We start from the raw sequence: 23,288 nt of genomic DNA, 5'->3' as shown, positions 1-23,288 counted from the left end.
ACCAACAGACGATTCAAGGCACTCCCTGCCATTGGCGAGAGGTGCGGAGCAATGATGCCAAGGCACGGGTTGGTGAGCCTTCGAACCTGCACGTGGCCGCCGCCGCCGGACGGATCGTCAACGAGAAGACCGCGGCGTCGCAGTGCTACGGCGGTCAAATCCGGGGTATCGGCGGCGCCCTCATGGAAGGGCTCGACATCGATCCGCGGTCGAGGCTGATCGTCAAACACGATCCGGCGCACTATCACGCACCGGCCAATGCGGATGCCGGCGCCCTCGACGTCGTTTTCCTGCCCGAGCGGGACGGCCTTGCGAGCCCGCAGGCGAAGGCGGGCATCGGCCGATGGGCCACCTTCCAAAACCACCAGCGGCCCCACGCCGCCCATGGCGGACAGCCGCCCGCCATGGTCTACTTCAACCAGTTCGAAACCGGCCAGCAGGCGCAGAGAGTCGCTTAAATCATCCCGGAAACGGTCCAAGGATCGGGGAGCAGATCACAGCGGAATTCAGAAGACTTCCTTGACGGCATCCGCCGTCTTGGCGACGATTTCATCCGCCTCGGCCTGCGTCAGGCAAAGCGGCGGGGCGAAGCCGAGGATATCCCCCTGCGGCATCGCGCGGGCGATGACGCCGCGCCTCAGGAGCGCCGCCGAAACCTGCGGCCCGACCTTCTTTGCCGGATCGAAGAAGCTGCGGCTCTCCTTGTCCTCGACGAATTCGACAGCCGCCAGCATTCCCTCGCCGCGTATCTCGCCGACATTCGGGTGATGGCCGAGCGCGGAGGCGAGCCCCGCCTTCAGATAGGCGCCGACCATGCCGGCATTTTCCACCAGCCCAAGATCGTCGATGAGCTTCAGGTTGGCGACGCCTGCCGCTGCCCCGATCGGATGGGCCGAATAGGTCCAGCCGTGGCCGATCGCGCCGAATTCGTCGGTACCCTGCTCCAGCACCTTCCAGACCTTGCCTGAGACGATGGAACCCGAGAGCGGCGCATAGGCCGAAGTCAGGCCCTTGGCGATGGTGATGATGTCGGCTTCGATGCCGTAGTGATCGGAGCCGAACATGGTGCCGAGACGGCCGAAACCGGTCACGACCTCGTCGGCGATCATGAGGATGTCGTGCTTCTTCAGGATCGGGCCGATAGCGTCCCAATAGCCCTTCGGCGGCGGCACGATGCCACCGGTGCCGAGCACGGGCTCACCAATGAAGGCGGCGATGGTCTCGGCGCCTTCGCGCTCGATGAGGGATCCCAGTTCCGCTGCGCAATGGGCGACGAAGTCCGCTTCGCTCATGCCGAGATCGGCGCGGCGGAAATAGAACGGTGCCTCGGTGTGAAGGACATTCGCCAGCGGCAGATCGAACTTCTTGTGGAAGAGTTCGAGGCCCGTGAGCGAGCCCGTCATCAGGCCCGAGCCGTGATAGCCGCGCCAGCGCGAGATGATCTTCTTCTTTTCCGGCCGGCCGAGGATGTTGTTGTAGTACCAGACGAGCTTGATGTTGGTTTCGTTTGCATCCGACCCGCCAAGACCGAAATAGACCTTCGACATGTTCTTCGGCGCCCGGTCGAGGATCATCTTCGCCAGCGTGATCGAAGCCTCGGTGCCGTGTCCGACATAGGCGTGGTAGTAGGCAAGCTCCTTCGCCTGCGCCGCAATCGCCTCGGAGATTTCCGTGCGGCCATAACCGACGTTGACGCAATAGAGCCCCGCGAAGGCATCGAGCAGCTTTGTTCCGTCCCGGTCCTCGATATGCACGCCCGAGCCGCCGGTGATGATGCGGCTCGGCGTTTCACCGCGCGCATGCTGGGCAAGGTGGGTGGAGGGATGGAAGAAGTTTTCCCGGTCCCATTGGGCAAGCTGGTCGTTGGTGAGCATGGGTCTGTTCCAATTGCGCGGTTTGAGTTGATATCGATGGCTTCGGGCGGCGTTCACGCCCAGTCGCGGCAGACGTATTTGACTTCCATGAAGGCCTCCATGCCGAGGCGAGCGCCCTCGCGGCCGATGCCGGACTGCTTGAAGCCGCCGAAGGGGATGGGTGCGCCCGTGACCTTGGTGCGATTGACCGCGACCATGCCGAACTGCAGCGTGCGGCTCGCGCGGTAGATGCGGCGCGGATCCTGCGTGTGGAGATAGGCGACGAGGCCATAGTCCGTGGCGTTGGCGCGGGTCAGCGCCTCGTCCTCCGTGTCGAAGGGGGCAATCGCGGCGACGGGACCGAAGGTCTCCTCATGCATGATGAGCGCGTCATCCGGCACATTGGCGAGGACCGTCGGCTGGAAGAACAACGGCCCGGCATCATGGCGTTTGCCGCCGACCAGCAACCGCGCGCCTTTTTCCAGCGCGTCGGCGACGTGGGACTCCTGCTTTTGCACGGCCTTTTCGTTCATCAGCGGCCCGATGTCGCGATCCTCAAGACCTGCCCCGACGGTGAGCGCCTTGGTCGCCGCCGCCAATTTCTCGCAGAAGGCATCATAGACCGGCCGTTCGATGAAGAAGCGGTTGGCGCCGAGACAATCCTGCCCCGAGGTCGCAAACTTCGCCTTGACGGCCTCTTCCACGGCCTGATCAAGATCGGCATCGGCGAAGACGATGAAGGGCGCGTGGCCGCCAAGCTCCATGACGAGACGCTTCATCGTGTCGGCGCTCTGGCGATAGAGCAGCCTGCCGATTTCGGTCGAGCCGGTGAAGGACAGGGCGCGCACGCGCGTATCCATGGTCCATGGCTCGACGATCTCGGGCGCCTTGCCGGTGACGACGTTGAAGACACCGGCGGGAATGCCGGCCCGTTCGGCAAGTTCGGCCAGAGCCAGCGCCGAATAGGGCGTTTCGCCGGAGGGATGGACGACGACCGTGCAGCCGGCGGCCAGCGCAGCCGCCGCCTTGCGGGTGATCATCGCGGACGGGAAATTCCAGGGCGTGACGAGCGCTGCGACGCCAACCGGCTCGCGCCAGACCTCCATCTCGGCGTCCGGCAGATGCGAGGTGACGCTCTCGATATTCGGGCGCTTGGCCTCTTCGGCGTAGAACTCGATGAAGGCCGCCGCATAGTCGATTTCGCCGCGCGCCTCGGAGAGCGGCTTGCCCTGCTCCTGCGTCATGATGCGGGCGAGATCCTCGCGCGCCGCAACCATGAGGTCGAACCAGCGGCGCAGCAGCCGCGAGCGTTCCTGCGGCAAAAGCCCGGACCAGGCCGGAAAAGCGGCGGCCGCCTCATCGACAGCCGTCGCGCTCTCGGCTGCGGAAAGCTGGGCGACATGGCCAAGCTCGCCGCCGGTCGAGGGATCGGTGACGGCAAAGCTCGCGCCACTGCCTGCGGCCTGCCAACGGCCGCCGATATAGGAAAAGGACTTGACGAGACCGACATCGGAAATGCCGGAAAAGCTGACCGGTCCGGTCCGCTCGCGTCGTGCTGCCTGAGCCATGATGATCCTCCCGGACCGCGCGTGGTCATGCGGCGTCAATTGCGCCGCTCGCGATGTCCATGCCGTGCATCCTGCCTCGGCCCCGGCAGAGGAATTGTCCAAAGATCGCCGTCTGGCAGATGGATCATCCGGATTTGACCGGCAGTTCGGAGAGGTCTTCGAACAGCGCCGCCAAGGGAGGCACACCGCCGGTCTTCACGCCCTTCGTGACGATATAGCTGTAGTAGCGGGCAACGCTGATCCGCCGGGCCAGCAACTCGTCGATAAGACGCTGGTAGCGGTCGATATCGCGCGTCGTCACCTGCATGAGATAGTCGAAGCCGCCGCCGAGCGCCCAGCAGGCGACGATCTCCTCGAAATCGGCCACCGTCCGCTCGAAGACCTGGAAGTCCTCCGCCTTGTGCCGGCCGAGTTCCACCATGACGAAGACCGTGACCGAGGGACCGAGGCGGCTCAGGGCGATATCGGCGTGGTAGCCCTGGATGATGCCGGCCGCCTCCAGCCGGCGCAATCGTTCCCAGCAGGGTGTCGCGGTCAGGTTGACGCGCTCGGCCAGTTCCGCCTTCGAAATGCGGCCTTCGCGGGCAAGAACCGCGAGAATCTTGATGTCGCGGGCATCGAGCTTCAGCATCCGATCAGGTTCCCGCCCACTCTCAAGCTGCGATCAGGGATCCGATCCCGACCGACCGACAGAGCTTCTCCGCATAGGTCGCGATCGCGGTATCCTGCGCACCCGTCCCGGTGAGGTCGCAGATCGTGATGTCGTCTTCGGACCGGCGCGCCGTGAACTTGCCCAAGACGACGTCGCCAAGTTCGGCGGGCGGCGGCCCCTGCCAGAGTCCTGCGGAAATTGCCGAGTGCAGTTCGCCGAGCTTTTCGCACTGGCTGATGCGGTCGCAGACATAGGCCGTCGCGGCGACGAGCGCGGCCGGCTCGATTTCGTTCTTCTCGTCCTGATCGGAGCCCATGGCCGTGATGTGAAGGCCGGGATGCAACCAGTCGGCCTTGAGGATCGATTCGCGGGCCGGCGTCGTCGTGACGACAAGCTGGCTTTCGGCAACAAGCCGGGCGGGATCGGCCTCGGCCCTTGCCGGCACTTTCAGCCGTGCGGAGATGTCGGCGGCGCAGGCCTCGGCCTTGGCAAGGTCCCTGCCCCAGACCAGAACCTGTTCGAACGGGCGGACGAGATGCGCCGCCTCGATCTGAAGCCGCGCCTGAACGCCTGTCCCCATCACGCCAGCCGTCTGAACGCGCGATGGCGCCAAGTGGCGGGCGGCGACCGCGCCGGCTGCCGCCGTGCGCACATCCGTCAGATATCCGTTGTCGAGAAACAGCGCCTCGACGAGGCCGGTTTTCGCTGAAAACAGGATCATCAGCCCGTTGAGGCTCGGAAGGCCAAGCTTGGGATTGTCGAAGAAGCCGGGGCTCACCTTGATGGCGAAGCCCGAAAACCCGGGCAGCCAGGCCGTCTTGACGTCGACCTCGCCATTCGCCTCAGGGATGGCCATGGAAAGGACCGGCGGCATCACCACCTTGCCGGAGGCCAGGGCGGCAAAGGCGCTTTCGACCACATCGACAACCGCAAGATCGAGTTTCACGACCTTGCGCAGGTCCTGCTCGGTGACGATGGCGATCTCATGCGGCATGGCGCTGTCCTTTCACGGTGACGTCCCCGAGCGGCACGTCCTCGCCAGTCACCACCTTCGTGAAGGCCGCCATGTCGACATTGCGGCCGGTAAGAATGGTGGCGATCGGCCCTGAAGCCTTGGGCAGCTTGCCGGCGAGCAATGCGGCATGGCCAACGGCGCTCGCCCCCTCGGCCACCATGCGCTCGTCGAAATAGATGCTCTGCATGCCCCGGTAGATCTCCTCTTCCGTCACCAGGATCACGTCGTCGAGGTGGCGGCGGCAGAGATCGAATGTCAGCCTGTTTTGAAGTCCGATCCCGCCGCCGAGGCTGTCGGCAAGGCTGGCCACTTCTTCCACTTCGACCGGATGGCCGGCCTTCAAGGAGGCATGCATCGCAGCGCCCCGGTCCATGGTGATGCCGATCACCCGGATCGCCGGATTGATGGCCTTGGCCGCAAGCGCCACACCGCCGGCAAGTCCGCCGCCGGAAAGCGGCACGAGCAGCATTGCAAGCTCCGGGCAGTCCTCGAGAATCTCAAGGCCGATAGTGCCCTGCCCCGCGACCACATGCGGGTCGTCGAAGGGGGAAATCTCAATGAGCCCCTCGCTCTCGCAAAGCCGGATGCTTTCCGCGTGGGCATCGTCCTGCGAACGGCCGACAATCCTGACGTCAGCGCCGAGCGCGCGGATGCCGTCGACCTTGGCCTGCGGCACCAATTGCGACATGCAGACGACGGCCCGAATGCCCTTGGCGTGCGCCGCATAGGCAACGCCCCGGCCATGGTTGCCGGTCGAGCAGCAGGCAACGCCTTTCGTGCCCTCCGGCAACCGGCTGACGGCATTGACCGCGCCACGCAGCTTGAAGGCCCCCACCGGCTGGGTCGTCTCCAGCTTCATCAGGAAGGGTGCGCCCGCGACCTCGGTCATGGCCGGAGACGGGACGAGAGGCGTGCGGACGGCAATGCCGGAGATCGCGTTCCGGGCGGCGAAGATATCGGCGAGCGAGAGCGTCATGGGATGCTCCATCATCCCCTTCTGCGAGCGCGGGACCATGGCGAGGGCAACCTAGTAGCCGGCGGGCGTTCCATCAGATCGCCTCCCGGACCGCACTCAGGAACTGCTGCGTGCGCTCCTTCTGCGGATTGCCGAACAGTTCGTCTGGAGGCCCCTGCTCCTCGATCCGCCCCTTGAAGAAGAAACAGATGCGGTCGGAGATTTCCTTGGCAAAGCCCATCTGGTGGGTGACCATCAGCATGGTGAGATTGTGCTCTGTGGTGAGCGTGCGGATGACGTTGGTCACCTCGCCGATCACTTCCGGATCGAGCGCCGACGTCACCTCGTCGAACAGCAGCACCTTCGGCCGCATCGCAAGGGCGCGGGCGATGGCGACGCGCTGCTGCTGCCCGCCCGACAGGCGCGAGGGATGCTGGTCGACCTTGTCGGCCAGCCCCACCAGCCCGAGCAGTTCGATCGACCGCTCGCGCGCCTCGTCCTTGGAAAGGCCGAGCACATGCACCGGCGCCTCCATGCAGTTTTCCAGCGCCGTCATGTGCGGGAAGAGATTGAAGTGCTGAAAGCACATGCCGATGTTCGCGCGCATCTTGCGCATGTGCTTCGCATTGGCAGGAACCAGCTTACCGCCGCGCTCCATATGGGTCAGCGGCTCGCCGTCGACATAGATGACGCCGCCGTTGATCGTCTCGAGCGTCATCAGCATCCGAAGGACCGTCGTCTTGCCGGAGCCCGACGGACCGATGACCGTCACCATCTCGCCGGCGGCAACGTCGAGGTTGAGGGCATCGAGCACCACGAGGTCGCCGTAGCTCTTGGTGACGTTCATGAAGCGCACCATCGGCACGTCGTCGCCGGTGAGCCGGACGGGATAGCGGGACATGTCTTCGCTCATCGGGTCATCCCCAGTTTACGGCGCACGAAGGCCTCGAAGGCGCGAATGAGGGCGGCGGTCGGCAGGGAGAGCGCAAGGAAGATGACGCCGACCATCGTATAGGGTTCAAGGAAGCGGTAGCTCTCGGACCCGATGGCGTTGGCCGTATGCATCAGCTCCGCGACGCCGATGACGGAGAGCATCGGCGTGTCCTTGAAGATGCCGACGAGATAGTTGCCCATGCCGGACAACGCGGGCGGAAGTGCCTGCGGTATGATCACGCGGAAATAGGTGCGCGCCGGGCTGAGGCTCAACGCCGTGCAGGCCTCCCACTGGCCGCGCGGGACGCTGTCGATCCCGCCCCGGTAGACCTCCGAAAGATAGGCGGCATAGTGCAGGCCGATGGCGATCATGCCCGCCACCCAGGGCGACAGGCGAATGCCGAACTGCGGCCCGACGTAGAAGACGAAGAAGATCTGCAGAACCAGCGGCGTGGAGCGGATGAATTCCACCACTTCACGCACGACAAGCGTCACGACCTTGAACGGCGTGCGCTGTGCCAGCGCCAGCACAAGGCCGAGGACCAGGGCGATGCCATAGCCGATGCCGGCGGCAAGCAGGGTGTTGCCGGTCGCCCAGAGAAGGCGTGGCAGAATCTCCCAGACGAAATCCCAGCGCCAGTCGAACATCTCAGGCCCTCCTTCCCATCCGCCGGGCCATGACACGCTCCAGCCAACGCATGAAAGGCGTCAGCAGGAAGCGGGCAATGACATAGTAGATGATGAGCGCGGTGCCGAAGGCCTGCGCGGAGAGGAAGGTCGTGCCGTTGATCTGCTTGGCCTGGAACATCAGGTCGGCCACCGCGATCAGTGAGACGAGCGCCGTACCTTTCAACAACTCGATGAGAAGATTGCCCCAGGGCGGCAGCATGGTCACCACGGCCTGCGGCAGGATGATGCGGATCATCCGCTTCGTCGGCGACATGTTGAGCGCAAGAGACGCTTCCCACTGCCCGCGCGGCACCGATAGGATCGCGCCACGGACAAGTTCCGCGCCATAGGCGCCAAGGTTCATGCCGACGGCGACGAAGCCGGCGGTGAACTTCTCGAGCGTGATGCCGAAGAGCGGAAGAACGAAGAAGATCCAGTAGAGCTGGACCAGCAGCGACGTGCCGCGGAAAATCTCGATATAGACGGTGGCCGCGCCGCGCGCGACCGGGTTGGCCGACAGGCGCATCATTCCGGCGAGGAACGCGATGGCGACAGCAAGCACAGTCGCCAGCACGGTCAGGAGGATCGTGATGGCCGTACCACCGAGGATGCGGTCACCATACTGGCCGAGAAATTCCAGATAGGACATGCCGCTCGGACCTTCCGTTCAAGCAGGCGAAGGCGGCGGGCGGGCGCCCGGGCGCCTTCAAGAAGCCGCGCCCCTTTTGGAGGGTCCGCGGCGCCTCATGTCAACGGTTGGCGCAGACCCAGTCCGTGGTCACGTCGCCCGGAAGCGAGCCCTTGCCGTAGCCGTATTCGGCGACCGCGGCCAGCATGTCCGGCGTCCCGAGATACTCCTTCTCGGCGGCATTGAACTTGTCGAGGAAGTCCTGGTCATCCTTGCGGAAGCCGATGCCGGCCCAGTTGAAGGAATCCTCGGGCATCGCATCGGGGTCACTCGCCTCAAGCGCACCGTCGGTGGTGTCGGCCAGCTGCTTGACCGTGAAGTAAGTGCCGGCACCGGCATCGGCTCGGCCAGCCTTGACGGCGGCCAGAATCTCGGTCGGACCGGGAACCTGCATGATGTTGGCTTCGGGCACGCCGGCCGCTTTCGCCGCCTCGATGTTCGAATAACCGGCGCCGGTGACCATGATCGCACCGCTGTCGGCAATGCTCTTGTAGTCGGTGATCTTCTTCGGATTGCCGGCCGCGACGACGAAGCCGTCGCCGACCTTCGCCATCGGCTCGGAGAAGGCCACGTTCTCGCAGCGCGACTTCAGGATGTTCATGCCGCCGGTGATGATGTCGAAGCGGTTGGCCTTGAGGCCCGGGATCAGCCCGCCCCACTCCGTCTGCACCGGCTCGATCTTGTCGTAGCCCATCTTCTTCAGGACGGCGATCGTGAAGACGTTGACGAAGCCCTTGGGGCTTCCGTCATCGGCGGGATAGGCGAACGGGATTTCATTGGCAAAGCCGATGCGGATGGGCTCGCCCGCATTGATGCGGTCCATCAGCGGGCCGGCACTGGCCGATGTGGTCGCCGCCATCAGAGCCGCGACGCAGCCCGCGAAAATTCCCTTCAAGATCCTGGAGCGCATGACGAAGTTCCCCTTTGTTGCGGTCTTTTCACCTTGTTGTGTACAAATTTGACCAACCCACTCGGCATGTCAACAATTCTTCGCGGGATTTTCCAAAAACATCTGCCATTTTTGATCGTGTTGTGTACATTAAAGGCAACTGCCGCCGACACAGGCAGCATGCGGAGACCCAAATGTGCGCTTTGCAGCTTCCGTTTTCCCAGACTGAGTACGACCGTCGACTGAAGAAGACGCGCGAGGCGATGGCCAAGGCCGGCCTCGACATGCTCTTCGTCGAGGACCCTTCCAACATGGCCTGGCTGACCGGCTACGACGGCTGGTCCTTCTATGTGCACCAGGGCGTGATCGTTCTGCCCGATGCCCCACCGATCTGGTGGGGCCGCACCCAGGACGCCAACGGCGCGCTGCGTACCGTCTGGATGACGCAGGACCGGATCGTTCCCTATGCGGACAACTATGTGCAGTCGACCGAGCGCCACCCGATGCAGGCGCTGGCCGTTCTGCTGAAGGAGCATGGCGGGGAAAAGGCGCGCATCGGCGTCGAGTTGGAGAACTACTATTTCTCGGCCAAGGCCTACCTCACCTTGCGGGAGGAACTTCCCGATGCCGCCTTCCTCGATGCAACCGCGCTCGTCAACCGGGCGCGTGGCGTGAAATCGGGCGAGGAAATCGCCTTCATGCGCAAGGCGGCCCGGATTGCGGAGAAGGTCGTCGACGGCATCGTCGAGCGGATCCAGCCCGGCCTGCGCAAGAACGACCTCGTCGCCGAGATCTATGCCGACACGGTCCGCGGGATCGGCGATGACTGGGGCGACTATCCGGCGATCGTGCCCCTGACGCCGAGCGGGGCCGATGCCGCCGCCCCTCACCTGACCTGGGACGGGCGTCCTTTCCAGGCCGGCGAGGCGACCTTCTTCGAGATCGCCGGCTGCTATCGCCGTTATCACACACCCTTCTGCCGCACCGTCTTTCTCGGCAAGCCGCCGCAATATCTTCTCGAAGCCGAAAAGGCGCTCGTCGAGGGTCTCGAGGCCGGTCTTGAAAAGGCTGTCGCCGGCAACCGGGCCTGCGATATCGCCGAGGCCCTCGGCGCCCCGCTGGAGCGGGCCGGCATCGAGCGCGGCGCCCGCTGCGGCTACCCGATCGGCCTGTCCTATCCACCGGACTGGGGCGAGAGGACGATCTCGCTGCGCACGGAGGACAAGACGGTGCTGGAGGCCGGCATGACCTTCCATTTCATGCCGGGCCTGTGGATGGACGGCTGGGGCCTCGAAATCACCGAGAGCATCCTCATCGGCGAGCGCGGTCCGGCGGAATGTTTCTGCGACCGGCCGCGCCAGCTTTTCGTCAAGGACTGACCTTGCAGCGGGACGCCATGTCTTCCGACCTTCTCGACGATACCCGGGCGATCCTTGCCGATCTGATTGCCTTTCCGACCGTCTCCTCGGAGAGCAATCTGGAGCTCATTACCTACGCGGCCGAAAAGCTTGGCAATTGCGGCGCGCGAATCTCGCTGATGCGCGGCGAGGACGGCAACAAGGCCAACCTCTTCGCCACCCTTGGCCCAGAAGGCGACGGCGGTATCATCCTCTCCGGCCATACGGACGTCGTGCCCGTCGAGGGCCAGGCGTGGACCAGCGACCCCTTCGCGCTGCGCGAGGAGGACGGCAGGCTTTATGGCCGCGGCACCTGCGACATGAAGGGCTTCATTGCCGCTGCCCTTGCCGTTGCGCCGGTCTTCGCCGAGGCACAACTCTCCCGCCCGCTCCACTTCGCCTTCACCTATGACGAGGAGACCGGCTGTTTCGGCGCCCGCCATCTCGTTTCGGAGCTCGAAGCCAACGATCTCAGACCCTCGCTCGCCATCATCGGCGAGCCGACGATGATGAAGGTCATCGAGGGGCACAAGGGCTGCTACGAATACACGACCCGCTTCACCGGCCGCGAAGGTCATGGCTCGGCACCCGACAAGGGCGCCAACGCCGTGGAAGCGGCCGCGCGCTACATGTGCCACCTGATGGAGATCGGCGAGGAACTGAAGGGTCTTGCCCCGAAGGGCAACCGCTTCGACCCGCCCTGGACAACCGTGCAGGTGGGGCGGATCTCCGGCGGCAACGCGCGCAACACGATCGCCGGTCACTGCGAGGTCGAATGGGAAATGCGCCCCGTCAACCGCAGCGATGCCCTGCACGTCAAGTCAGGCCTCAGGCAATTTTGCGATCACGTGCTGCTGCCGGCCATGCGGCGCACCGCCCCGGAGGCGGAGATCGTGACCGAGGTGATCGGCGAGGTGGAAGGGCTTGAGCCGGCCGACGACAACGCGGCGCGCGACATCGTCTTCGAACTCACCGGCGAGCGCAGCGCCGACGTCGTCTCCTTCGGCACGGAAGCTGGCCTCTTTCAGTCGCATGGGCTGTCGGTCGTCGTCTGCGGCCCCGGATCCATCGAGCAGGCGCACAAGCCGGACGAATTCATCGCGATCGACCAGTTGCAACGATGCCTGGATGTGCTTACTGGCCTGAAAACCAAGCTGGAAGCGTGACAACCATGACAGACGCCGAGCATGAGATACCGTCCGACGGGCCCATCGCGGCACAAGTGCGCCCGGAGGGGGGACTTTCCGGCAATGCACGCGAACGCTTCAGGCATCTCTACGGCATCTTGAGAACGCGCATCTGCCTTCTGGACTACCCACCCGGCACACGCCTCAGCGAAGAGGTGCTGGCGGCGGAATTCGGCGTCAGCCGCACGCCGCTGCGAAGGGTTCTCGGCCGGCTGGAGTCGGAGGGCCTGCTGACATCCGTCCACGGGGTCGGAACCATCGTCAGCGACGTCGATCTGGTGGCCCTCACCCATGTCTACCAACTTCGCATGGAGCTTGCCGAAATGCTCGGCAAGCTCTCGCCGGTGCCGCCGACGAGCGAGACGATCGATCTTTTCCACGCCCTTCACATCCGCACGCAAACGCTGCTCGACAGACCCGACGCCAAGACCTTCGCCCGGCTCAACATGGAATTCTTTCATGTCCTGATGCGGCTGACCGCCAACGAACCCCTTCAGGAAATTTCCGAGCGGCTTTACTATCAGACGTCCCGTATCTGGTTGAAATCATTGGCTCAGATCGGTGCTGACCGGGATGAATTCCTCGCCCGCGAGGTGTTCGTCTTCTCGCGGGAGGTCGCCGACATTCTCGCGGCGATCGAAATCGGCGACCTTGCGGCAGCCGCCCATCTGCGCCGCGCGCACATCTCCATGAGTTTCACGCGCCTGAGGTCTCAAGCCTGAGCCAGGGAAAGCGCCCGCCACGTAAAGCACGAACGACAAGTGTCTGGAGGCAATGGTCCGGAGTCAGCGTTCGTTTCTGGCTTGGCTTGGCCCGATCGGGGCGGGTCAACTGGATGTGTCGACAGCATATTCTGCCGGGGTAAGATGACCAAGGGTCATGCGAGGACGGCTCTCAATGTCGTCCTGACTCCAGGCCTCGATCAGCCTTCTCCGCCGGTTCCTTCTGTGTCCCGGATTTCCGTCTCATCTTCGCGCCTTGAAGGGTTACGATGAGCCAAGAATCCTCCTCTATCCGTTAGACCGTAATTGTCTCATTGACGCTGAACCCGGACAAGGTGCCGGCGGATGCGTTCGTGGGCGGGACATGAGCGGAAGATACGACTGCCGCCGGGCGATGTTCTTTGCGCGTCTTGCTGTTTCATTGGAGATGACCGCTGACGCGGCTGTGCTCGGGGTTTGGCGCTATGCTGTTGATCGGCGGCCGGTGTGAGACCCGCTAGCCTGCTTGTTCCGGTGCAGTCGTCAAGGCCAGAAGACTTTTGCGGACAGGAGGCCAGATCATCACGAAGGACAACAACGACGCCACAATTCCGACGAGTGCCATGGCGGACTGGAGCGTCGCCGGGCCCTCCAGTACACGACCCGCCACCAAGGGAACCAGCGTCGGGCCCAGTCCAATCCCGACCAGGCCGATGGTGGCGAGCGACAGTGCGATGGTGGTCGCACGCATTTCGCTTGGCACCTTCTCCTGCATGACGACATGGCCGATGACATAGGCACCGATCGAACCGAATGCCCAGATGCCAAATGCAAGCGCCGCCTGCGAGCCGCTCTGCGCGAAGTAGAGAACAACGGCGCCGGCAACCGTCAGAGCGTAGCAGCCCAGCAGCAGAACAATGCGCGCCTCGACACCCCAGCGGCGGGCAACGCTGTCAGACAGCGCTCCTCCAACAACGGACGCCGTCGCGCCGCTTCCGGAAACGGCGAGCGCAACGAGCGCCCCGACCTCAAGAGCGGTCAGGTCATACACGCGCTGCAACAGCGTCGGCATCCACGCAAAGATGCCGTTGTCGCCGATAGCAAGCACGCCTTTGACGAGGCAGACCCGCAGGACGGTGCCGTTGTCGGCAACAAGCCTGCGCAGAACCTGGGAAACAGGCATCAGTCCAGAGCTGTTGAAGCGCCTCGGTTCTGAAATCAACAAGAGCAAGGGCAGCATCACGATCCCCGGCAGTCCAACCGCGATAAACAGTTGCCGCCAGGGCGCAAGTTCTCCGACGATAGGCAGGAACTTGAAATAACCCGCATCGATCCAGCCCAACAATATGCCGCCAATCAGGATGGCCCCACCCGCACCGAATGTGGCCCCGAGCGAAAACACGCCGAGCGCGGTCCCGCGGCGATGCGGCGAGAAGAGATCGATAATCAGCGACGATGCCGCCGGCACCAGCGCCGCTTCCCCGAGACCCACAGCGAGGCGCGCCGCGAAGAACCCGGCGAAGTCGGCCGCAAGGCCGCAACATATTGTGGCAAGCGACCATATCAGCAGGCCGCCCGAGATCAGGTTCCGCCGATTGACAGCATCGGCGAGACGGCCGAACGGCAGCCCGGCGAGCGCGAAGATGAGCGCGAAACCGGCGCCTTGCAGAAAGCTGATTTCGACATCGGTCAGCGCCAGCTCTGTGCGGATCGGATCGACCACCAGATTGATAACGAGGCGGTCCGTGTAGGAAAGCAGAAGCGCCAGGCACAGAACCACAACCGCATACCATGCGGCGTTCTGCCGTGAGGCCAGCGGCGGATCGGACACCGCCTTCTTGGGAAAGATCATGGGAGCCACCAGCGCCGACAAGGGTTGCATCGCGGTCTAGCATCTGACGGCCCGCACCGCATCAGCGTCTCGGCGGAAATTCGCGGCGAAGCCTCTGGCCAGCGAGGTTCGGATGGACCGGAGGACGCGCCGATACCTGCCCCTCAAAGGCTTTCGATCAATCGGCGCGCATTGCGCAGGTCGCCGGTCGAAAAGCCCTCCGTGAAGCGCCCATAGGTCGACACCAGTCCATTCTCAGGCTCCCTGTCGCCACCTTTTTGGCGCATGAGCTTCACCAGGCTCATTGCTGAGCGGAGCTCCCAGGAAAGCGCCTGGTCCTTCTGGGCAATGCGGATGGATTCGCGGTAGCAGCTCTCAGCCTTGTCGAAACCTGCCTTATCCTGAAACCGGATAACATTGCCTTTGATCCTCAGTATTTCCGGTATACCGACAACCTGACCGGTATCCCTGCAGATCGCCAACGCCTCGTCGATGGCGGCCAGCCCACCTGCGAGATCACCCTGCCGGGCGAGTGCCTCGCCATAGTTGGTAAGATAATTGGGGTAGCGAAGGCGGAAGCCGCCTCTCCGTACTTCGGCCAGATTTTCGCGAAGATGTGTCAGGTCAAGTGTCTGGCCCAGATACAGGCTCAGTCGGGAGCTGCCGCCCGTCACCATCGCCTGCCAAATCGTCAATCCATGGCGAGTGGCATGTTCGATGCCGCGATCCATAAAGTTCCGGGCCGCTGTGTAATCCCGCACATACATTGCGATCGTTGCCGAGCCGTGCAGCAGCGCGTAGCACAGGGAAACCGCGTAATTGGATGCTTCGGCTTCCGCAAGCTGCCGTTTCGCAACAGCGATTGCCTGATCCGGGAAGCCCTGCAGCCAGAGAACTGTCGCGAGGGCGCCCTCGGCGGTGAGACGCTGGTCGAATTCGTAACGGGCAATGTCCGGCCGAAGGCTCTGGCCAAGCGGACGCCGGACGATCTTCTCAAGCTGGAGCCTGGATGCCGCAAGCGCGCCAATCCAGGACAGTGCCGATCCTTCCTGCGCATCGCCGCTGCCGGCATTCAATTCATTTGCGTCGGCTTCGAGTTCTCGAATTCTGCCGGCGATCGCAATCGCGGAATGAGAATCGCCCGTCCATAGCTCATATTCCGAAAGACCGCGCAGGCACGACAGTTGCAACTCGGTGTCCGCGATCTCCTCAGCAAGACGAAGTGCCGTCGTCAGAGCAGTCTTGACCTCCACCATCGGACCGCGCGTGTGCAGAAGCGTCGCGCCGAGGCTCAGGTTCAAAACGAGATCGTCGCGTAGCGAACGAAATGCGCTGAAACGATCGTCAAGCGCCCTTTCCACCGCTATGCGGCATTCTTCGACAAGCGAGACCTGCTTGCCGAACGGAATCGCGGCAACAGTCAATCGGACACCAAGGGCCGGGTCGGATGTCGAGGTGAACGCCCACCGCATGGCGTTGCGCATGTCATCCGTCTTTGGCGCGTGCCGAAGAAGCCACTCACTCCTCGACAAACGCTCCGAGTCGGCAGCGGCCTGCGAAAGGAGCACGAGGCATTGCTCGGCATGGCGCCGTCTTGCCTCATCGAACTCATTGCTGGCTGCGAGCTTTTTCAGGGCATATGCGCGCGTTGTGTCGAGCATGCGATACAGCAGATCGTCACCATGCACTTCCGCGGCGACAAGCGACTTTGCCACCAGTCCGGCAAGATTCTCCACCACATGCAAGCTATCGAGATCGCCGCCGGCGGCAACGGCGCAGGCGGATTCGAGCGAGAATACACCTGCGAAGGTCGCGAGACGGCGCATGACCGCGCTTTCGGTTTCCGAAAGCAGCGCATAGCTCCAGTCGATCGTCGCTGTCAGCGTGCGATGACGCTCGACACCGCCGCGATTTCCGTCGAGCAGACGGAAGTGTCCGTCGAGCTGGTTCAGCAGGTCGCGTATCGCGAATGCTTCCACATGCGTCGCAGCGAGCTCGATCGCCAAGGCTATGCCGTCGAGCCTGCGGCAGATTTCCGCGATATCGGCGACATCGGAATCCTTGAGTTCAAAAGTCTCCAGCCTGTCGGTGGCACGCTCCACGAAGAGCTGGATTGCGGGGAAGGCGAGCGCGTCTTCGGCAGCGAGGTGAACATTCGCCTCCGGCACGTCGAGACCACGCAATCTGCGGACCCTTTCACCCCGTGCGCGCAGCAGTTCCCGGCTCGTTGCCAGGATTTTGACACCGGCGGCGGATGTCAGCAGACGCTCGACGGCGCAGACGACGCCTTCGATCACGTGTTCGCAATTGTCGAGGACCAGCAGCATTTCGCGCGTACGCAGGAACTCAATCAGAGCAGCGAGTGTGTTTGCGGAATGCGCCGCCAGGCCAATCCCCGTGGTAATCGCGCTGGGCACGAGTTTCGGATCTTTTATGGTGGAGAGGTCCACGAGCCAGACGCCATCGCGAAAGGACCCGAGCAGTCGCTCCGCGACGGCAAGCGCCACCGTGGTCTTGCCAACGCCGCCCGCTCCAACGATCGACAGCAGCCTGCAGTCCATCAGTTCAGCGGCGATCGAGCAGATGTCCTCCTCGCGCCCGACAATCCGCGACTTCGCCATGGTCGGAAGGTTCTGGTTGCGTGCCGCAAGCGGAAGCGGAAGCGGATTGAATTCCGGCTTCAGCGTCGCCTCCAGCTGAACCGGGGCGATAAATCGATAGCCTCGGCCGACAATGGTCGCAATGCACTGAGGTGCACCCGGCTCTGCCTCCAGAGCGCGTCGTAGCGCGACCATGTTCACTTTGAGATTGCTTTCCTCGACCACGGTATCGGGCCAGACCCGCGCCAGAAGTTCGCGCTTGCTGACGATGTCGCCTGCCCGCTCGATCAGCACGGTCAGGATGTCGAGCGCACGCCCACCCACCCGGACTGGCCGATCGTCCAGAAGCAGCATGTGCCGCTCGGGAAACAATCTGAACCGCCCAAACTGGAATAGTCGCGTGGCTGGCGGGGTTCTATCCGTCATACATTGCCCTTGAGCGCATCCACGAAGCCAATGCAGCCGCCTCCGTTGCCAATCTTAGCATGACGCCAAAATCTCCTGCGCGACAATGACCGGCTTCCTTGCTCCCTCGCATCTTTACCGCTTTTAACCGCGCTTAACTCGCCCGGTTGCGGCACACGCGTCAAACTCTCGCGCAGATGGCCCGAGGCCAGGCGCATGTTTTGAAGCCGGATCGATCGTTCTGTCCGCCCGCGCCGGTTTGCCCGATGCCTGGAGAGGCTGGACATGACACTCGCGACGCATGGGAACGAGAAATACCAATCCAGCTCATTGATTGGCAGGCCGGCAGAATGGGACGCCATGCGCGTCGAACTGAGGCAGATCGGACCGGGCGCGCAAAATTGCGTGAGACCGGCATGCACGGAACTGGTCTACATTCTGTCGGGCCGGGCCAGGGTGCGGCGCACAGGAGACGGGGTGACGCAGGAGGGGCTGGCACGCGAAGGAACCAGTTGGCTCGTGCCGGCAGGCACCCATGAGACGCGACTGGAGCTCGACGGCTCCGTGGAGTGCCTTCTTGTCTATCTTCCCGAGACCTTGCTGGAGCGCAGTGCGCTCGACACCTATGGCATCGACGCGAACGCGGTCCGGCTCGCCTATGTCGGTGCCCTGACCGACACGACGCTTTCGCAGATCGGCCGGGCGCTGCATGGCCTCATCGGCCGCGACACCCAGCCGATGGATCGGTTGCTCGCCGAAGGGTTGCGGACAACGCTCGCCGCACATCTGATCGGCAACTACATGGCCGACAGCCCGCAGGCTGCGCGCGCTCCCTCGCTCGACGGCAGGCGGTTGCGGCGCGTGCTCGACTTCATAGACGCCCGGCTGGGCGAGGACATATCCCTCGAGGAATTGGCGCGGGAGGCCTGCCTGAGCCAGTTCCACTTTTCACGGCTCTTCCATCAGGCGACGGGATTGCCGCCGCATCGCTTCGTGATCGACCGGCGAATCCGTCTTGCGCAGCAAATGCTGGCAAAGGAGCAACTTTCCATCGCCGAGATCGCCCTCGACACAGGGTTCGGCTCGCAGGCCAACTTCACCCGCATGTTCCGCAAGGTCACAGGCACGACGCCGGGTCAGTTTCGCGGCCGGCATCGCACAGTCCGGGCCGATACAGCAATTTCGGCCCCTTTCTCCGCAATCGACTGAAATACCGGCTGGCCTGCTCGCTTTAGAAAGTCCTCGACATCCGCCGCATTTCCGGCCGGGAGAGGTAACGTGAGACCGACGATACTGCGAAACATTGCTGCCTCTGTCGGTTTGCTGATCCTTATCGCTGTCGGCTACGTCTGCTTCTGGCCCGTTCCGGTCGAACCCGTCTCCTGGCAGGCTTTCGTCCCGCCGGGATATGTCGGACCGCATGCCGCCAACACGCGCCTCTCCAACATCAATCTGATCGAGATCGGAGACGAGTTCGGACCGGAGCACATCGCCATCGGAAAGGACGGCAGGCTCTACGCCGCCATGACCAGTGGCGACATTCTGAGCATGGATCTCGACGGCACGGACCAGACGATCTTCGCCAACACGGGCGGGCGCGTTCTCGGGTTCGATTTCGATGCCAGCGGACGCATGATCGCGGCCGATGCCATGAAGGGACTGCTCGCAATCGATCCCGACGGCAAGGTCACGGTTTTGGCTGATCGCGTCAGCGCCGACGATCCCATCAGCTACGCCAATTCGGTCGTCGTGACCTTGAACGGCATGGTCTACTTCACCCAATCCTCCACGCGGTTCGACCCGCGGAAATGGGGCGGGACACTGGACGCCGGCATTCTCGACATCATCGAGCAATCGGCGACCGGCCGGGTTCTGGCTTACGATCCCGCGACCGGAAACACGGAAGTCGTCGCGCGCGGCTTCTCCTTCGCGAACGGATTGGCGCTCGGCTCCGATCAGCAGAACCTGTTTGTCAACGAGACGGGCCGCTATCGGATCTGGCGAGTGGACGCCAGCGCGCGGAATATCGACGTTCAGGCAAGTTCGAGCCAGGCGCGGGTATTGCTCGACAACGTGCCCGGCTATCCCGACAACCTGCTCCGCGGTTTCGATGGCCGGATATGGGTAGGCCTTTTCAGGCCGCGCAATCCGGCTGCGGATTCGCTCTCCGAGTGGCCCTTCCTGCGAAAGATCCTCCTGCGTCTGCCACGCTCGCTGCTGCCGACCGGCAAGCCCTACGGACATGTGTTTGCGATCAACGAGGACGGTGACGTTCTGGACGATCTTCAGGATCCCTCGGGTCTCTATCCCGAAACCACCGGCGCTACCGAAACCGCCGATCGCCTGTTCATCCACAGCCTGCACGCCCGTCGCATCGGATGGGTCCCCTACTGATTGCCGCTCTTGTGGCCATGCGCGCTGCCCGAGGTCGCAGCGCCGGCCGAAAATCGAAGATTCGGGCGCAAGGCGCGGCCGCGCCGCATTCCAACCGCCGCTACGGCGGCAAGCCAAGCAAAGGCGAAGCCATGTCCATCAGAAAAGTCATCGCAGCCGCCACCGTCGCGACCACGGCGATCGGCTCCGCTGCAATCGCGTCCGAAAAGCCTTCGGTCGTGCTGGTGCATGGCGCCTGGGCCAATGGTTCGAGCTGGTCAAAGGTCGTGCCGCTGCTTCAGGCGCAGGGCCTGAACGTTGTCGCGGTTCACAATCCTCTCTCCTCGTTTGAGGCCGACGTGGCAGCGACCCGTCGCGTGATCGAAGACCAGCCCGGCGATGTCGTGTTGGTCGGTCACTCCTATGGCGGGGCGGTCATCACCGAGGCTGGCAACAGCGACAAGGTGCGCGCGCTTGTCTATGTCGCGGCCTTCGCGCCCTCCGAAGGCCAATCGATCAACGCGATCGTCGGCGCGGCGCCACACCCTCCCGAATGGCTGAAGGAGGTGCATGCCGACACCAGCGGCGTCCTGAGCTGGTCGGCGCAAGGCATGGCGCATTACTTCGCGCCGGACATCCCGGCCGACGAATCCGCTCTTCTGGCCGCCACCCAGGCGCCTTTGGCCAACGTTGCGTTCGACGGCAAGGTCACCACGGCGGCCTTCACCCAGAAGCCCAGTTGGTACGTGGTGGCTGACAACGACCAGATTATCCCGCCAGTGCTGCAGCAGATCTTCGCCGACACGATGAAGGCGACGGTCGTCCATGTTCCCTCAAGCCACGTCGCCATGCTTTCGCAGCCGCAGGCCGTGGCCGATGCGATTGTCGCAGCGGTGGACAGCATTCACTGACATCCGGCTTCCGCGCGAAAGCCCGCTCGCGCAACAGCTTGCCGGTCGATGGAGACCGGACGCGTCCGGAATTCGGTCGATCGGCAAGCTGTCCCGCCGCTCCTGCCCTGCGACATCAGCACACTCCGCGGACAAGGCCGATACCGAGCAATTCCAGCCAGAACAACCGCAACAAACGCAAAGAACACCGTGGGCCAACATGACTAGCCTGTCAGCGAGCACCCAGGCTGGCGACTTCGCATTGTCGAAAGAACGCGGCTCGGCGGTCCCGATCACGAACCAGAGCCAAGCGAGCAAATCATGAAAAACGCCAGCCCCGCCCAGATGCTGCTCGGCCTGCGCATCCACGCTGCCGCATTTGTCGCGACAATCATCGTCCTTTTTGCCGTCAACGTGATGGTCGGCCCGCCCTACTGGGTGGGATGGGTGCTGCTCGGTTGGTGCATCGGCCTGATCTCCCACTGGTGGTCGGTCCGTTACCACACGAGCCACAGAACCGATCCGAACTGAGGTCGGTGCGGTCGGTCGCCGGCCACGGGTCAACTCTTCTTTCAGTCAGAACGGCGCCGCGGCCACACGGCGGTCCGCGCACGGACTGGCCGCGTCCGGCGCGCAGCATTCGCGCATTCTCAAACGGAGACAGCACATGTCGATATCCAGCCAGGGAGAAATCGTCGAAGCCGCAAGAGCCGTTACGGACGAGACACTTCAGCAAGACGATAACGCCACCTCCCCCGGAATAAAAAGGGGCGGGATGACATTGCTGGCGCTTGCATTCGGCACCTTCTGTATCGGAACGACCGAGTTCGCCAGCATGGGGATCATTCAGTTGTTCTCGCACACGCTCGAAGTCGATCTTCCCACCGCAACCCATGCGATTACGGCCTATGCCATAGGTGTCGTGGTTGGTGCGCCGCTGCTCACGCTTGTCGCTGCGCAGTTGAACCGCCGGACCCTGCTTCTGATGCTGATCGGAGTCTTTGTTCTCGGCAACCTGTTGTCCGCCGCCGCAACCAATTTCCCGCTCTTCGTCGTTGCACGCTTCATCAGCGGCCTTCCGCAAGGGGCCTATTTCGGCGCCGGCGCTGTGGTAGCGTCCCATATGCTGGGCGCCGGGCGATCAGGCCAGGCCTTTGCGATCGTCATGACCGGTTTGACCATTGCGACGATCGTCGGCTCACCGCTCGCCACGTTCCTCGGACAAACCATGGGCTGGAGGGAAACATATCTCGGCATGTGCGCCCTGGGACTTGTGTCGCTGGCCTCGCTCTGGGTGTTTCTTCCCAAGAGCGCCGCACTGGGCGGTGCTTCCATCCTTCACGAAGTGAGCGGCCTTCGCAAAGCCCGCGTCTGGCTCATGATGGCGGTCGCCGCCCTCGGCATCAACAGCATCTTCGCCGTCTACACGTTCATCGCGCCGCTTGTGACCGATCTGATCCGTTTCCCGCCTTCCGTCATACCAATCGCCCTTGCCTTGTTCGGAACGGGCATGACAGTCGGCAATCTCGCCGGCGGGCGGCTCGCGGACCAATACTCGGACCGCGGTATCGTTCTGGGCTACGGATGCACGCTCGCCATTCTCGTAGTCCTCGCACTTTGGGGTGCCAACCCGATCATCCTGTTTGTGGCCTTCTTCGGAGTCGGCGCTGCCATGATGGCGGCCATCCCGACCATTCAGGTCAAGCTGACCGGCCTCGCGCCTGAGTCGGCCACATTGATGGGGGCCATGAACCTTGCCTCGCTCAATATCGCCAACGCTCTCGGTGCCTGGGCGGGCGGTCTCACGATCGGAGCGGGCTTTGGCCTGCTATCGACGGCCTGGGCGGGGTTTGCGCTGACGGCAATTGGTCTGGCTCTCTTCGCGGCGATCACAACAAGGCGGACCTGACACGCATCGGCACTCAGCGAAAGCTGAGCCTGCTCGACGCACCACGCTTTCTCGCCGGCCTGAGACACGGGGGAACACTCCATGGCCAACATCCTGATTATCGCCACAAGCCACGACCGCCTGTTGGATGGAGGTCGCACAGGCCTATGGCTCGAAGAATTCCTGGTCCCGTTTCTCGCATTCGAGGGAGCCGGACATAGGGTGACTGTGGCCTCGCTGGCAGGCGGCGATGTCCCGATCGATCCGCGCAGCCTTTCCACTGGCGAAGAATCCGCAACCTCGGCTCCGGCGGTTGCCAAACTCTGCGGCACACCCGCCTTCGACACTCTCGATGCTGAACCTTACGACGCGGTCTATCTGCCGGGCGGCCACGGCACCGTTTTCGACATGCCCTATAATCGCAAGCTCCACGACCTGCTCTTCCACTTCGAGGCAGCCGGACGCGTGATTGCGGCGGTCTGCCACGCGCCCGCGGTATTCGCCGGCATGCGCCGGACCGACGGGACGCCCTTCATTGCCGGTCGGCGGATTGCAGCGTTCACCGACGCCGAGGAGAGAGCAGGACACGGCGAGGATACGGTGCCGTTCCTTTTGGAAACGCGGCTCGAACAACTTGGTGGCGATCATGTGGCCGCCGAAAACTTCACCCCGAACGCTATTTGCGATGGGCGTCTGATCACCGGGCAAAATCCCGCATCGTCGGCCGCCGTTGCGAGGCTGGTCCTTGAACGACTGTAAAATCATCTCAGCTTGCCGGACAGCGCCTCGACATC

At 63.5% G+C, this 23,288-nt stretch carries 21 protein-coding genes; 10 read left to right on the top strand and 11 right to left on the bottom strand.

Annotated features, from left to right (window positions below; genetic code table 11):
• Window positions 1–92 precede the first annotated feature (92 nt).
• Window positions 93–458, top strand: a complete 366-nt coding sequence (locus HDIA_RS10455; protein ID WP_099556109.1) for a molybdopterin cofactor-binding domain-containing protein — start codon at window positions 93–95, stop codon at window positions 456–458.
• A 48-nt stretch (window positions 459–506) separates the two neighbouring features.
• Here HDIA_RS10455 and HDIA_RS10450 read toward each other — a convergent pair whose 3' ends face one another.
• The 9 genes from HDIA_RS10450 to ehuB all read right to left on the bottom strand — a co-directional run bounded on the left by HDIA_RS10450 (window position 507) and on the right by ehuB (window position 9,243).
• Complete coding sequence (locus HDIA_RS10450; protein ID WP_099556108.1) at window positions 507–1,874, bottom strand: aspartate aminotransferase family protein; 1,368 nt, start codon at window positions 1,872–1,874, stop codon at window positions 507–509.
• Window positions 1,875–1,927: 53 nt separating this feature from the next.
• Entirely contained in the window at window positions 1,928–3,421 is a 1,494-nt protein-coding gene (locus HDIA_RS10445) for an NAD-dependent succinate-semialdehyde dehydrogenase (protein WP_099556107.1), read from the bottom strand.
• A 124-nt stretch (window positions 3,422–3,545) separates the two neighbouring features.
• Window positions 3,546–4,052 (bottom strand): Lrp/AsnC family transcriptional regulator, encoded by a 507-nt coding sequence (locus HDIA_RS10440; protein WP_099556106.1) that lies wholly within the window; start codon window positions 4,050–4,052, stop codon window positions 3,546–3,548.
• A 22-nt stretch (window positions 4,053–4,074) separates the two neighbouring features.
• Entirely contained in the window at window positions 4,075–5,067 is a 993-nt protein-coding gene (locus tag HDIA_RS10435; RefSeq protein ID WP_099556105.1) for a cyclodeaminase, read from the bottom strand.
• Window positions 5,057–6,064 carry a hydroxyectoine utilization dehydratase EutB gene (gene eutB / locus HDIA_RS10430; RefSeq protein ID WP_099558828.1) on the bottom strand — a complete coding sequence of 336 codons (1,008 nt, stop codon included), beginning with the start codon at window positions 6,062–6,064 and terminating at the stop codon, window positions 5,057–5,059. The genes HDIA_RS10435 and eutB overlap by 11 nt, the downstream gene beginning before the upstream one ends.
• A 73-nt stretch (window positions 6,065–6,137) precedes the next feature.
• Window positions 6,138–6,956: an ectoine/hydroxyectoine ABC transporter ATP-binding protein EhuA gene (ehuA, locus tag HDIA_RS10425; RefSeq protein ID WP_099556104.1), complete on the bottom strand. Its 819-nt coding sequence runs from the start codon at window positions 6,954–6,956 to the stop codon at window positions 6,138–6,140.
• The gene (gene ehuD / locus HDIA_RS10420; RefSeq protein ID WP_099556103.1) at window positions 6,953–7,624 is read right to left on the bottom strand and encodes an ectoine/hydroxyectoine ABC transporter permease subunit EhuD; all 672 of its coding nucleotides are present in this window, start codon (window positions 7,622–7,624) and stop codon (window positions 6,953–6,955) included. Before ehuD ends, ehuA begins: the two co-directional genes overlap by 4 nt.
• A 1-nt stretch (window position 7,625) precedes the next feature.
• Window positions 7,626–8,294: an ectoine/hydroxyectoine ABC transporter permease subunit EhuC gene (gene ehuC, locus HDIA_RS10415; RefSeq protein WP_099556102.1), complete on the bottom strand. Its 669-nt coding sequence runs from the start codon at window positions 8,292–8,294 to the stop codon at window positions 7,626–7,628.
• Between the two features lie 100 nt (window positions 8,295–8,394).
• The gene (gene ehuB / locus HDIA_RS10410) at window positions 8,395–9,243 is read right to left on the bottom strand and encodes an ectoine/hydroxyectoine ABC transporter substrate-binding protein EhuB (RefSeq protein ID WP_099556101.1); all 849 of its coding nucleotides are present in this window, start codon (window positions 9,241–9,243) and stop codon (window positions 8,395–8,397) included.
• A gap of 173 nt (window positions 9,244–9,416) precedes the next feature.
• Here ehuB and HDIA_RS10405 point away from each other — a divergent pair, with 173 nt between their 5' ends.
• Genes HDIA_RS10405 through HDIA_RS10395 form a run of 3 tightly spaced genes read left to right on the top strand, consistent with a single transcriptional unit; the run spans window position 9,417 to window position 12,528 of the window.
• Window positions 9,417–10,601 carry a M24 family metallopeptidase gene (locus tag HDIA_RS10405; RefSeq protein ID WP_099556100.1) on the top strand — a complete coding sequence of 395 codons (1,185 nt, stop codon included), beginning with the start codon at window positions 9,417–9,419 and terminating at the stop codon, window positions 10,599–10,601.
• A 17-nt stretch (window positions 10,602–10,618) separates the two neighbouring features.
• Complete coding sequence (gene argE / locus HDIA_RS10400; protein ID WP_099558827.1) at window positions 10,619–11,785, top strand: acetylornithine deacetylase; 1,167 nt, start codon at window positions 10,619–10,621, stop codon at window positions 11,783–11,785.
• A gap of 5 nt (window positions 11,786–11,790) precedes the next feature.
• Window positions 11,791–12,528 carry a GntR family transcriptional regulator gene (locus HDIA_RS10395; protein ID WP_099556099.1) on the top strand — a complete coding sequence of 246 codons (738 nt, stop codon included), beginning with the start codon at window positions 11,791–11,793 and terminating at the stop codon, window positions 12,526–12,528.
• A gap of 496 nt (window positions 12,529–13,024) precedes the next feature.
• Here HDIA_RS10395 and HDIA_RS10390 read toward each other — a convergent pair whose 3' ends face one another.
• Window positions 13,025–14,359: an MFS transporter gene (locus HDIA_RS10390; RefSeq protein ID WP_099558826.1), complete on the bottom strand. Its 1,335-nt coding sequence runs from the start codon at window positions 14,357–14,359 to the stop codon at window positions 13,025–13,027.
• Window positions 14,360–14,502: 143 nt separating this feature from the next.
• The gene (locus tag HDIA_RS10385; protein ID WP_245884232.1) at window positions 14,503–17,292 is read right to left on the bottom strand and encodes an ATP-binding protein; all 2,790 of its coding nucleotides are present in this window, start codon (window positions 17,290–17,292) and stop codon (window positions 14,503–14,505) included.
• A gap of 411 nt (window positions 17,293–17,703) precedes the next feature.
• On the opposite strand from HDIA_RS10385, the gene HDIA_RS10380 reads away from it, so the two are divergent.
• The 6 genes from HDIA_RS10380 to HDIA_RS10355 all read left to right on the top strand — a co-directional run bounded on the left by HDIA_RS10380 (window position 17,704) and on the right by HDIA_RS10355 (window position 23,253).
• On the top strand, window positions 17,704–18,552 hold the full coding sequence (locus tag HDIA_RS10380) for an AraC family transcriptional regulator (RefSeq protein WP_245884231.1): 849 nt from the start codon (window positions 17,704–17,706) through the stop codon (window positions 18,550–18,552).
• Window positions 18,553–18,621: 69 nt separating this feature from the next.
• Window positions 18,622–19,737 (top strand): SMP-30/gluconolactonase/LRE family protein, encoded by a 1,116-nt coding sequence (locus HDIA_RS10375; protein ID WP_099556096.1) that lies wholly within the window; start codon window positions 18,622–18,624, stop codon window positions 19,735–19,737.
• Between the two features lie 131 nt (window positions 19,738–19,868).
• A complete protein-coding gene (locus tag HDIA_RS10370) occupies window positions 19,869–20,627 on the top strand; it encodes an alpha/beta fold hydrolase (RefSeq protein ID WP_099558825.1) in 759 nt (252 codons plus the stop codon).
• A gap of 300 nt (window positions 20,628–20,927) precedes the next feature.
• On the top strand, window positions 20,928–21,137 hold the full coding sequence (locus HDIA_RS10365) for a 2TM domain-containing protein (RefSeq protein WP_099556095.1): 210 nt from the start codon (window positions 20,928–20,930) through the stop codon (window positions 21,135–21,137).
• 136 nt (window positions 21,138–21,273) lie between these two features.
• Window positions 21,274–22,515, top strand: coding sequence for an MFS transporter (locus HDIA_RS10360; RefSeq protein WP_099556094.1), 1,242 nt, complete (start codon window positions 21,274–21,276; stop codon window positions 22,513–22,515).
• An 81-nt stretch (window positions 22,516–22,596) separates the two neighbouring features.
• Entirely contained in the window at window positions 22,597–23,253 is a 657-nt protein-coding gene (locus tag HDIA_RS10355) for a type 1 glutamine amidotransferase domain-containing protein (RefSeq protein ID WP_099556093.1), read from the top strand.
• Window positions 23,254–23,288: the final 35 nt, after the last annotated feature.

The organism is Hartmannibacter diazotrophicus (genome assembly GCF_900231165.1).
Classification (GTDB): Bacteria; Pseudomonadota; Alphaproteobacteria; order Rhizobiales; family Pleomorphomonadaceae; genus Hartmannibacter; species Hartmannibacter diazotrophicus.
This window is presented reverse-complemented; position numbering and strand designations above follow the sequence as displayed.